This is a genomic window from Paenibacillus sp. 1SOY10, assembly GCF_056836745.1.
In genome coordinates, this window is sequence record NZ_JBXENK010000002.1 from 883,073 (window position 1) to 894,868 (window position 11,796).

Here is an 11,796-nt window from a genome sequence, read left to right on the forward strand (position 1 = left end):
AGCCGTGAACAGAAAGGGAATGATCTTGGGTGTACTTGCGCTAGTGCTGGTGCTTAGCACCGGCTGTGGCCAAAAGCCCGGGGCCTCTCCGGAGGCAGGAGCGGGAAACGCCGGGACGAATCAGAGAAGCGGGGTAACCGATCCACAGGTCACGGACCCGTCTCAAGGGGCTGGTAACGTGGATAAGCCAGACCAGCAAACTGCTTCGATTGAGGTTTATTTTACGAACGAGCAGATGTTGGATTTGAGCAAGGTGAGCCGTGAAATTACGTTTCAAGCGGATGCGGATAAATATTTGGAGGCGTTAAAGGCACTGCAAGATAGTCGCGACGCTCAGCTATTGTCGTTATGGGATAAAGCCGAATTTCACAAGGCAGAGTTAAAGGACGGAACGCTGACGGTTGACTTGTCGTTGCCTGATGACGCGCGGCTCGGCGCAGGTGGAGAAGCGCTTGCCCTTGATGCGCTGCGTAATACGCTATTTCAGTTCAGCGAGGTCGAGGCTATCGAATTGCTTGTTGATGGACAGCAGGTCGATACTTTGATGGGACATGTCGAATTGGAGCATCCGTTAACAAGAAATTAAGCCATTAGGGAGGAACTTGCTTGCCTGCCGTCGAACATGGTTATAGTGCGTGTTCAAGGAGATGACTTTTTGAACACACACTTATAGAGATCTTTTTTGTAGAAAGGGAGAATTTGATGGCATCATATCAACGTACTTTTAAACGCAGCACACAAAGAGCGGTTTCAACCATGTTAGTTACGGCCTTGTGCCTCGGCGGTGTCGGTACTGCAGCATTTGCTGACGAAACGACAGTGAACAACATTACGCAAAATATCGCTTCGGTTCCTCTGTTCGGCGATGTACAGAACGGATTTTGGGCGGAGAAGCATATATACAAGCTGGCAGCGGAAGGAATCATTTTGGGCGATGCCGGAAAATTCCGTCCTGGTGACAGTGTTACCCGCCAGGAAGCCATTACGATGGCTGTACGCTTCATGAATCTGGATTCCCAATTGGGTGACGGTTCAGGGGCTCCGGAAGAGATTAAGGTAGGCAATTATTTCAAGCCTTACCTGGAGCTTGCGCTGTCCAAGAATCTGCTGGATAAGAATGAAGAGATTGCGGCTACCAAAGATAATGAATCATGGGGCGAGCAACAAGCCTCGCGGGAGTGGGTCGCCAAGATCATCGTTCGGGCGCTGGGCAAGGATGCGGAAGCCAAGGCTTCGGCAACGATGTCAACAGGCTTTGCCGATCAGACAAGCATTTCTGCTAATGCCCGCGGTTATGTGAATGTAGCTGTTCAGCTCAACCTGACCAAGGGGGTTGAAGGCAATCGTTTTGATCCACTGGGTAAGGTGACCCGAGCTCAAATCGCTACTTTCTTCAGTCGTGGAGGCGATCATTACAATGCCGGTTACGCGAATGCCTATGAAGGCATTGTGACCGAATTGACAGGCAATAAGCTTACGTTATATACGGACGGCCAGGTAAAGAGCTTTACACTTGATAGCCGTACTGCATATTTCACGAAAGATTCGGAGACGCGTACGACACAAAACGCTTTGCAGCTATATACCAAGGTGTTAGCAGTCGATAAAGTGGGGGCTGCGGCTTACGTAGAAGTCATTGATGCGGAGCAGCAACTTGAGAAGGTGGAAGGAACGCTATTACGGGTGCTTGGCAATCAGTTGTTGTTGCTGGTCAATAATGCTCCCGTAACGTACACGTACGATAGCAGTACCGCCTTCCTCGACCAGAACGGTAATGCGATCAAGGCTCAGGACCTCACTCCAGAAAGTACAGTCATTGTACAACGTGAGACGTTCACGTCAGAGAAGAAGCCGATTATTGTACAGGTGGAATCTGCATTAGTGAACAAGACCAGCAATGGGACGGTTGCCAAGATAGATCTCACCGGGAAGACAGTAACCATTAAGGCGACTAACGGAGCTGAGGAAACTTTCAAATATGATAGCGACACTACCTTGCTCTATCAGGGTCAGGTATTAAGCCAAATGGGAGAAGTAAGCGAAGGGGCGTCGGTTAACTTTAAAGTGACTAACAGCGTCTTGACACTTTTGGAAATCACCCAGGCAACCGAGCGGACGGTTACAGGTACACTACTTGACCTGTCTGGAGATACGTTGCTGAGCTATACCAATCCTAGCGGTCGCGATGAAATCAAGCGGTTAGCCAAGAATGTCACGGTGGAGATCAACGGAATTCTGGATGCAACGCTCGATGATTTGATTACCGATGCGAGTGGCGGGGACAAAGTGGAATTGACTCTGAACCCCGACGATGAAGTAACCAAGATTGTCGTAACAGGACGTCAATCCGAGTTGCTGGCCAGCGCTACTGTTCTCAACTACGATCCGAAGACCAAGGCTTTGACGGTGGTCGATTCGGCAGAGAAGCCGTACGTATTTGTCATCGACTCCAAGACGAAGTATTCCTATAATTCTACGGCACCTACACTAGCGGGGCTGGAAGCCGTACTTTCCAAAGGACGTAGAATCGACTTGACGGTGGTAGGTTCGCGCGTAGTAAACCTTGAAGTCACTTACAAGTATGAAGGCACGTTTGTATCTGCCAATACGAGCGCCAAACGAATTACTATTCAATTGTCTGACGGGAAGACCGTGGAAATTCCTTACCAAGGAACGTCTCCATCGATTAGCCTTTATGGTAAGGCTAGCGCTTCCTTATCGGACATCAAGGTAGGTGATTCGGTTGTGGCTATGCTAAGCACCAATCAGGATGCCTTGCAAACCTTGGCGGTGAAGACGGCAATTCAATTCGAAATTACATCGGTGAATACCTCGAATGGTCGTATTCGGGTTACATCGGACAAAACCACCAGTGACTTCTATGTAAATCAGGCTGTGCTGCTAGGCGAGAATGGTGGAGCGATTCGTGTGAGCGATCTGAAGGCGGGTCAGACCATTAACGTTACATTTAACGGTCAAACGGCTACATCCGTTCAGGTTGTTAAGCTGATTTTGGGTCAGGTGCAACAGGTGGATGGTTCGACCTTGACGGTCAAATCGTTTGCGGGAGCAACCGAGGCTTATTCCCTAGCTAATGGTGTGAAGGTACAGCGGGGAACAGAAGTCAGCACGACTATTAATTCACTGACGGTTAACGACCGTGTTGAAGTTCGTAAGGATACGAATAATGCAGTGGTTGTGAAGGTGCTGGAGTCGCAAGAACGCAAATTTACACGCTATGACGGCATTAGCAAGGAAATTATCGTCTACCGCTCAAGCATCTCGGACAATAAATATCGTTTCGTAGTCACGGCGGATACGTATATTCACCAAGGTGACACGACATTATCCGTGCAATCGCTACAAGAAAGTGATAAAATTGTTTTGTATTTCAACGGGGACAAGTTGGTTGAAGTGGAAAAGCAATAATCATTTTCGTGAATTCAACCGTCTTGATGCGGGATGTTTCCCGGACCAAGGCGGTTTTTTCTTGAATGAGGAGCTTGATTTGATCAATGAACCGGTGAAGGGGTGAGGAGACATGAATGCGGCAGATGTCCGTCATATTTTGGACACCATCGGGGACATGTTTCCGGATGCGCGCTGCGAGCTGAACCATAGCAATGCCTTTGAGCTTACGATTGCCGTGCTGCTGTCCGCGCAGTGTACCGACGCAACCGTGAACAAAGTCACGGCCGATTTGTTCCGCAAGTATAGATCGCCGGAAGATTACGTAGCGGTTCCTTTGGAGGAGCTGGAGCAAGACATTCGCAGTATCGGATTGTTCCGTAGCAAGGCCAAGCATATTCAAAGCTTGTGTCGGATTTTGTTGGAGCAATACGGCGGTGAAGTGCCCAAAGAACACGAGCTGTTGGTTCAATTGCCGGGCGTTGGTCGAAAAACCGCAAACGTAGTTGTATCCAATGCGTTTGATGTGCCCGCCATTGCAGTCGATACGCATGTGGAGCGTGTCAGCAAGCGGCTTGGTCTGGCGGGATGGAATGATTCCGTCCTGGAGGTGGAGAAAAAGTTAATGAAGCGGGTGCCTAAGGATGAGTGGACCCTGACGCATCACCGCCTGATTTTCTTCGGAAGATATCACTGTAAGGCACAACACCCGGGCTGCGAGATCTGTCCGCTACTTGAGGTATGCCGTGAAGGCAAGAAACGTATGAAATCACCACAACCTAGAAAAAATAAGGAACGTATGACCCAAAAAAGATAATGATAGCAGAGGATGAGAGACCAAGATGAGATGCATTTCTGTGTATACCGACAACTTTGAACAATTTTCCGATGTGTTTGAGCAAGTGATTGATTTGCAGCTTGGCGAAAACGACGAGCGCGAGGTAGAAGGCCTGGTGGTCAGCGATTCCGGCGAGGTGCCCGAGCACTATCTGGAAAGAATGTCAGCTAAACCTGAGGTTGTGGTTATGAAGGACAAGAGTCGCGGTATTACGATTTTGCAGCACGGCAAAGTGTTCGAAATTCTGCTTCCTACGGAAGCAGCGGGTGCTGTAAGCTAAGCTGACCGATGACTTCGCGGCAATCGCCGCTGATCTAACATGTTCAAGAATCCATAGGATGGTAAGAGCTCCCTGTCAGACATGATCTGGCGGGGAGTTTTTTTGCATTCATGGGCAAAAGAGAAACCGTTTGCAAGGCAAGCGGAAGATGTTAAAATATTGATAATTCAAAACGGCACTATATAGAAGAAGACATATGGGTGCAAGGAGAGCGGAGGTCTAAGTGGAATGGTGACGGATATTTCCTTGCAGGAGCGGCTGCGGCTGCTGCGGGAGATGGTGGAAGAAGAAGATCCTGCGGTAGCGGAGCTTAGGGAATTGGAAGAGAAGCTGGAAGGACAACAATTTATGGTAGGCTTTTGCGGTCATTTCTCGGCAGGTAAATCGAGTCTCATTAATACCCTGTGCGGCAAGACGGTGATGCCAACGGGGCCGCTACCAACCAGCGCCAATGTAGTGCTTATTCGCCAAGGGGCTCCCCGGGCTTTGCTGACTTCAGCGACTTCAAGTGAACCTCGTGTGGAGGTGCCACTTGAAGAGGTGGCGGACTATTGCCGTGACGGTCAAGCCTATACACGAGTCGAGCTGTGGGCGCAGCTTGAGCTTCCCTTGTATGGGGGGGCTTTGCTGGATACACCCGGAGTGGATTCCAATGATACGGGCCATGCGCTTGCTACCTATTCAGCCCTGCATTTGGCGGATGTCGTCTTCTATGTCATGGATTATAACCATGTATCTTCCGAGACGAATCTGAGCTTTGCCCAATCGTTGATGGATTACGGCAAGCCTATATATATGATTGTTAATCAAATCGATAAGCATCGGGAGGAAGAGTTATCCTGGGCTGAATTTCAGGATTCTGTGGTTCAAGCTTTTGATATATGGAACATCAAGCCGCAGGGCATTTTCTATATTTCTCTAAAAGCTCCTGAAGCTCCCGGGAATATGTTGGACGGGCTCAAGGAGACGCTTGCTGCGTTATTGTCTAGGGGGCCAGAATTGATTGAGTATGGCGTCTATGCCTCGGCGGAACGGACGGTGCAGGCTCATTTGGAGCGAGTGCGGGATACCAGGCAGGATGAGCGTCAGCGTCTTGAGGAAGTGACCGGCGGAGAATTCGATGCTGAAGCGTTGGAGAGCGAACTGCGAGACCTGGAAGAGAGTGGAGAACCTGCCGTATCGGATATGGAAGCGTGGAAGCAGGATGGGCTTGGCCGGATCAGCCATATCGCCGATACGGCACAATTAATGACGCCGCCCCTTCGTGAGCTGGCAGGGCGGTACCTGGAAAGTCAGGCGCCGGGATTCAAGGCTAAGGGCTGGTTCGGTGGAGGCCGTACGGAAGGGGAGAAGGCGGGGCGGCAGGAGGCGTTCCTGCTCGCCTTAGCTGAGCAGGTCGATGCAGGGCTGGATTGGCATATTAGGCAGGAGCTGCGGCGGATTGGTCAGGAGTTGGAAGTGTGGAGTGAAGCTTGGGAGGGGCAGCTTGATGAAGCGATGCCCCGGCCTGAAGCGGCGTGGATTATAGATCCGCTGCCTGCCGGAGCGACACTGTCAGGCGAAGCGACGTTGCATTACGCGGCAGCGGTATCCGCCAGGATCGGAGCGCGTTACCGGCGGGCCGCAGCGCGCATGCTGGACGCGCTGCTGGCAGTGCCTTCGCCGCGTCTTGCCGCAGACGCGGCGGCGCGGGTCGCCCGCCGCGCCGAGCTGGCGGAGCGCCTGCCCGCGGCCCGCGCTCTGGCTGCGCTGGACGCGGCTGCCCGCGAGCGCGCTGCGCGCTTTGCCGCGCAGCTTGGCGCGCGGGTGCCCCTCACCCCCGGGCTGCTGCCCGAGGTGAGGGCTGAGCTTGCGTTGCCGCGCCGCGAAGCGGACGGCGTGGCAACGCAAGAGGGCGCCGCCGCTGCTGCGGCATCGCAGGCGGCGCTGGCGCTGGCGGCGGCTCCCGCAGGGCCGCCGGAGCAGGCCGCAGCCGGGGGCATCGCCCCGGGCCCGGCTGCGGAGGCGCACGGGCGGGCAAGGCAGGCGGCCGCGCGCCTTGAGGTTGCGGCCGAACTGCTGGCTCCCCACCCCGCCTTCGGGACGGGGGTGCGGGAGCTGCTTCGCCGCGCGGCCGAGCTGCGCAGCGGCGTCTTCACTGTGGCGCTGTTCGGAGCGTTCAGCGCCGGGAAGTCCTCCTTCGCCAACGCCTTGCTGGGCGAAGCTGTGCTACCGGTATCGCCGCATCCGACCACCGCGGCGATTATCCGCGTGCTGGCTCCCGGCGCCGAGAACCGCCACCGCACCGCAAGCATCCGCTTCAAAAGCGCTGAAGCCATGCGGGAGGATCTGGCCTTCTCCTTTCAAGCGCTGGGCTTGGGACCATGGCAGGAGCAGCAATGGATGGACAGCGTTCGCCGTTTGAAGGCCGGGGATATTCCGGCTGCAGGCAGACCGCATTTTAGCTTTTTGCAAGCCGCACTTGCAGGCTGGGAGACCTCGGCTTCCAAGCTTGGCCAGACGGAGCTAGTGGAGCTGGAGGAATTCCGCAGCTATGCGGCGGAGGAGACGAAGGCTTGCTTTGTCGCCGAGATTGACTTGTATCATCAAGGGCCACTGACCCGCCAGGGCATCGTGCTGGTGGACACGCCGGGAGCCGACTCCATCCATGCCCGGCACACAGGGGTCGCTTTTCAATATATGAAAACCTCGGATGCTATTTTATTTGTGACCTATTATAATCATGCGTTCTCCCGAGCCGACAAGCAGCTATTAAGCCAACTCGGGCGAATTAAAGGAAGCTTCGCGCTGGATAAAATGTTCTTCCTGGTCAATGCGGCTGATCTGGCGGCATCGGAGGAGGAACTGGCTGCTGTGGTAGAACATGTAGGGGAAGGGTTAACCGGGGCTGGCATCCAGCAGCCTAGTGTGTACGCCGTATCCAGCTTGCGGGCGCTTCAGGCCGGGCAAGGCTTAGCTGCTGCTGACGAAGGCTTTGCCTTGTTCCGCAGCCATTTCGCCGAGTTCATGGAGCATGATTTGGGACAACTGGCAGCCTCCTCAGCGGACTCCCTCCTGGGGCAAATGAAAGAACGTCTGCTGCAATGGATCACGGCTGCCGGAGAAAATGCCAAGGATGCCGGGCGGAAATTATCTGACTTGCCAGACAAGCGGCATATTTTCGAGCAGGCGCTGTCTGAATATCGGCAGATGAATATTAGCCGGGAATGGAATCAAGAGAATGAGGAGCTACTCTATCATGTGGTCCAGAGGCTTAGATTGCTGGCGCTAGAGATGTTCGCCGAGTTCTTCCATCCCTCTCTGCTTCAAGAGCATCATGGTCCGATGAAGCGCAACTTTGCTATAGCGCTAAGAGGCTGGCTCAATCAGGTATCTGCCGAGCTTGAACGTGAATTGCTGACGACTTCGCTACGTCTGGAACGCAAAGCACAGGACTTGCTGAACTATGCGGCGGAGGCTTGGTGTAACAAGCATGAGGCCGTACTGGATATGCCGCTGTCTCCGCCGGAAGGCGTCGTCAAGTGGAGTACACCGCCTATTCCTGAAGGAATGCTTGCTGACGCTTCGTTCCCGGTTGAGACGTACTGGCCGATGTTCAAGAACCCCCGGACCTTCTTTGAAGGAGGAGGTCGCGCAGCCCTGCGTAATAAATTGGAAGAGCCACTAGTGAAGCAGCTCAAGGAGGTCGTGAGCGCACAGGAGGCTCAGTTCCGGGAGCATTATGCTCGTGAAATTGCCGCTGCGCTGGAGAACACGGCGATCTATTTCGGCGGTCTTTGGCAGGAATGGGAGGAGAGCATCCAGGGAGCCCGAGCCACCTCCCAACAATTGGTTTATTGGCAAGAGATTTCCGCTCGTCTTGGCGGAGAGGCGGAGGAATTGTAAAGGGCGTTTAAAGTTTTGTAACTTTTCTTTAATATATATCCTATTTTTTAATTACTCCCTATTGCAATATTCGACATAAAGCCCGAAAATAGAATAGGATTGTTAACTAAGCGTTAAGGGGGACATGACGTCGTTATGTGGGGAGCTCCTGAATCAAAAAGTCCTAAGACGATTTTGCTGCTGGGCAGCGGCGAATTAGGCAAGGAGGTTGTCATTGAGGCGCAGCGTCTCGGCGTGCGTACGATTGCCGTTGACCGCTATGCGCATGCACCGGCGATGGGAGTGGCTCATGAGTCATATGTCATGGATATGCTGGATGAGGAGGCGTTGAAATCGCTGATTCTTCGTACCAAGCCGGACTTGATTGTTCCGGAGGTCGAGGCGATTGCGACAAAGGCGCTGGTCCAGCTTGAGCAACAAGGATTTAAAGTCATTCCTACGGCAACTGCTGCGAGGTTGACGATGGATCGTGAAGGGATTCGCCGCTTGGCTTCGGAGGAGCTTGGCTTGCCAACGGCGGCTTATCGCTTCGCGAACAGCTTGGCGGAACTGAAGGATGCGGTGGCCGATATCGGCATGCCTTGCGTGATCAAGCCGCTGATGAGCTCCTCGGGGAAGGGACAGAGCGTTTGCCGCAGTCTCGCAGAGCTTGAGGATTGCTGGCAAATGGCGATGGAAGGTGCCCGGGCCAAGAATACACGGGTCATCGTCGAGGCGTTTGTCCCGTTCACCAGCGAGATTACACTATTGACCGTACGCTCGGTATCCGGTACGGTGTTTTGCCCACCGGTAGGTCACGTGCAGCGTGACGGGGATTACGTGGAATCATGGCAGCCGCATCTGATGAGTGAAGCGCAGCTTCGTGAGGCAGAGGACATTGCCCGCAAAATTACGGATGCTCTCGGCGGATATGGTCTGTTCGGCGTAGAGTTGTTCGTTACGGAGGAAGGCATCGTGTTCAGTGAAGTCTCTCCAAGGCCTCATGATACGGGCATGGTCACTATGGTGACGCAGGATTTATCAGAGTTCGCCTTGCATGTGCGGGCCATTCTGGGCTTGCCTGTGCCTTCGGTATCCTTGCTGACGCCTGGGGCTTCAGCAACATTGAAGAGCACTGAAGACCGGGAGGGCGAGGATTTTGAGATTGCCGGAATTGAGGAAGCGTTAAGTCTGCCGAGAACTCAGGTCAGAGTATTCGGCAAGCCGCTTTGCAAGCCGGGCCGGCGGATGGCCGTTGCCCTGAGTGCGGCGGAAGATGTGGAAACGGCACGTAGCCGCGCCAAGGAAGCGGCAAATTCATTAAAGGTGGTTTGGTCCAAGTGAGTACACAGGTGTTAGCTCCAGCGTTGATCATTCGTAAAGGATGCTGTGACGATGTTGCCCACATGCTTCCTTTGATGCGCCAGCTTCGTTATCCAACGACGTCCAGCGTATTGAAGGAGAGGCTAGCGATGCTGGAAGAGCAGCCGCTATTCGGGAATTTGGTAGCAGAACTGGACGGTGTTGTAGTAGGAGCGGCATTCCTCAAGCAGCATCAAACTCATGACATGAAGAAGCCGGTGACAAGAATTACGGCATTGATTGTAGATGAAGCGCATCGTGCTTCGGGCATTGGTAGACGACTGATTGAAGAAGCAGAACGGTGGGCGAGCAGTCGCGGGAGTTCTGAGTTGATTCTGTCTACTGCCGGAGATAATCATCATTTGGTGAAAGCTTTCTATGAGCATTGCGGCTTCCGCTGTGCTGGCTATCGGATGAACAAGCCGTTATCACAAGCTTAGACACTAATACACGCTGAATGTATCTTGGATATACCTGTATAGCTTCGCCTTTCCTGAGGGAGGGGTGAAGCTTTTTTGTCAGAGGAGGAGGGCGTATGAAAATAAGCAGGCTTTTTGAAATCGTCTACATTTTGCTCGATAAAAAGAGGGTTACCGCCAAGGAGTTAGCTAGCCATTTTGAAGTATCGGTCAGAACGATTTATCGAGATATTGATACGCTCAGCAGCTCGGGTATACCTATATATACGAATCAAGGCAAAGGCGGCGGCATTGCCCTGCTTGAGGATTTTGTCCTGAACAAATCTGTACTTTCCGAGCAAGAGCAGCAGCAGATTTTGATTGCTTTGCAGAATCTTTCCGCCACTCAATATCCTGATCTGGATGATATATTATCGCGTTTGAGCAGCCTTTTTCAACAAAAGAATAATCATTGGATTGAAGTGGATTTTTCTCCTTGGGGAAGTAATGAAGAGCATAAAGAAAAGTTTAGTCTGCTGAGATTAGCCATTACTGAATCTCGGGTGATTAAATTTGCTTATTTCAATGCTGCGGGCGTCAAGAGTGTACGTCATGGTGAGCCGGTGCAATTGGTATTCAAGCATAGAGCCTGGTACCTGATTGCTTATCAGCTTGAGAAAAAAGCCTACAGGACCTTCAAGGTAACTCGTATATATAACATTGAAATGACGAATGAGTTGTTTGAACCAAGATCAGAGCCACCAGCTCCTATAGACAGCGGATTTGCCGGCAGCTTGATCCCTATTGTATTGAGAGTGTCCCTTTTAGGAGCATTTAGGATATATGATGAATTCTACGAAAAAGACGTTGTGCAAAACGAAGATGGGTCTTTTACAGTTACAACGTCGTTCCCTGATGGCGAATGGCTTTATCACTACCTGCTCTCCTTTGGAGCTACTCTGCAACATATTGAGCCGCAAAGTGTTCGTGACACTCTTCTTAGTAAAATAAAGGCATTGGAAGATAACCTAACCAAGGGCTAAGCGATCATGATTGCTCCAGCTTGGTTAGGAACTGCTCTAATGAGTGGCTGATGTCAATATCCATACGCTCCGCAAGCACGATCACCCACCATATACATTCACTCAGTTTATGTTCCAGTTCCTCTACTTCATTGCCGGCAATGGGCCATCGCTGTTGCTGCGCCATTGTCAACCTTCCAACTCTCCCTGCGTCTGTCAGGAAGGCAAGTGCATCCTCCTCAATCGACCAGGGACTTGCATGATGTTTTTGCTCTAATTTGTGGTAACTTTCTCTTATCCTTTTTGACCGTTCAATAATATCCTCAAAGCTTATTCCTCGTTCTTGCATCTTGATCAACCTTTCTGTTGGATTAACCTCTCTCATCTTACAACCCAATACTAGACGACAGTATGTCATGTTATGAATGAAGGGATTTGTCAGTTTCGAGTCACTAAATATGACATAAATAAGGAGTTATCGAAAAAATATCGTTTGTTCACAAAATGTAAAGGTAGGAAAATATAGTATTTGGTAGTTTGGGCAGTAAGGTTATTCTCAAATGTCATGATTACTGACATACACAATACATCCGAGAGACAGATGAGGAACATGTGGCAGGGCGC

9 protein-coding genes are annotated in these 11,796 nt (G+C 51.9%); 8 read left to right on the forward strand and 1 reads right to left on the reverse strand.

What is annotated here, in order from left to right:
• The first annotated feature begins 4 nt into the window (after positions 1-4).
• The 8 genes from AC1VOR_RS10025 (at position 5) to AC1VOR_RS10060 (ending at position 11,193) form a co-directional block, all read left to right on the forward strand.
• Positions 5-586, forward strand: a complete 582-nt coding sequence (locus tag AC1VOR_RS10025; RefSeq protein WP_482617470.1) for a GerMN domain-containing protein — start codon at positions 5-7, stop codon at positions 584-586.
• 116 nt (positions 587-702) lie between these two features.
• The gene (locus AC1VOR_RS10030) at positions 703-3,429 is read left to right on the forward strand and encodes an S-layer homology domain-containing protein (RefSeq protein WP_482617471.1); all 2,727 of its coding nucleotides are present in this window, start codon (positions 703-705) and stop codon (positions 3,427-3,429) included.
• A 112-nt stretch (positions 3,430-3,541) separates the two neighbouring features.
• On the forward strand, positions 3,542-4,225 hold the full coding sequence (nth, locus tag AC1VOR_RS10035) for an endonuclease III (protein WP_482617472.1): 684 nt from the start codon (positions 3,542-3,544) through the stop codon (positions 4,223-4,225).
• Positions 4,226-4,250: 25 nt separating this feature from the next.
• Positions 4,251-4,526, forward strand: a complete 276-nt coding sequence (locus tag AC1VOR_RS10040; protein ID WP_059052657.1) for a hypothetical protein — start codon at positions 4,251-4,253, stop codon at positions 4,524-4,526.
• Positions 4,527-4,754: 228 nt separating this feature from the next.
• Positions 4,755-8,411: a dynamin family protein gene (locus AC1VOR_RS10045; protein WP_482617473.1), complete on the forward strand. Its 3,657-nt coding sequence runs from the start codon at positions 4,755-4,757 to the stop codon at positions 8,409-8,411.
• Positions 8,412-8,546: 135 nt separating this feature from the next.
• Positions 8,547-9,734 carry a formate-dependent phosphoribosylglycinamide formyltransferase gene (gene purT, locus AC1VOR_RS10050; RefSeq protein WP_482617474.1) on the forward strand — a complete coding sequence of 396 codons (1,188 nt, stop codon included), beginning with the start codon at positions 8,547-8,549 and terminating at the stop codon, positions 9,732-9,734.
• Positions 9,731-10,192, forward strand: coding sequence for a GNAT family N-acetyltransferase (locus tag AC1VOR_RS10055; protein ID WP_482617475.1), 462 nt, complete (start codon positions 9,731-9,733; stop codon positions 10,190-10,192). Before purT ends, AC1VOR_RS10055 begins: the two co-directional genes overlap by 4 nt.
• 95 nt (positions 10,193-10,287) lie before the next feature.
• Positions 10,288-11,193 (forward strand): helix-turn-helix transcriptional regulator, encoded by a 906-nt coding sequence (locus AC1VOR_RS10060; protein ID WP_482617476.1) that lies wholly within the window; start codon positions 10,288-10,290, stop codon positions 11,191-11,193.
• Positions 11,194-11,197: 4 nt separating this feature from the next.
• On the opposite strand, the gene AC1VOR_RS10065 is transcribed toward AC1VOR_RS10060, so the two are convergent.
• Positions 11,198-11,359, reverse strand: a complete 162-nt coding sequence (locus tag AC1VOR_RS10065) for a nucleoside triphosphate pyrophosphohydrolase family protein (protein WP_482617477.1) — start codon at positions 11,357-11,359, stop codon at positions 11,198-11,200.
• Positions 11,360-11,796 lie beyond the last annotated feature (437 nt).

What these genes read in the sequence shown, in the direction of transcription:
- AC1VOR_RS10030 (WP_482617471.1), top strand. Translation starts at nt 703, where the DNA reads ATGGCATCATATCAACGTACTTTTAAACGCAGCACACAAAGAGCGGTT.
- nth (WP_482617472.1), top strand. Translation starts at nt 3,542, where the DNA reads ATGAATGCGGCAGATGTCCGTCATATTTTGGACACCATCGGGGACATG.
- AC1VOR_RS10040 (WP_059052657.1), top strand. Translation starts at nt 4,251, where the DNA reads ATGAGATGCATTTCTGTGTATACCGACAACTTTGAACAATTTTCCGAT.
- AC1VOR_RS10045 (WP_482617473.1), top strand. Translation starts at nt 4,755, where the DNA reads ATGGTGACGGATATTTCCTTGCAGGAGCGGCTGCGGCTGCTGCGGGAG.
- purT (WP_482617474.1), top strand. Translation starts at nt 8,547, where the DNA reads ATGTGGGGAGCTCCTGAATCAAAAAGTCCTAAGACGATTTTGCTGCTG.
- AC1VOR_RS10060 (WP_482617476.1), top strand. Translation starts at nt 10,288, where the DNA reads ATGAAAATAAGCAGGCTTTTTGAAATCGTCTACATTTTGCTCGATAAA.
- AC1VOR_RS10065 (WP_482617477.1), bottom strand. Translation starts at nt 11,359, where the DNA reads ATGGCGCAGCAACAGCGATGGCCCATTGCCGGCAATGAAGTAGAGGAA.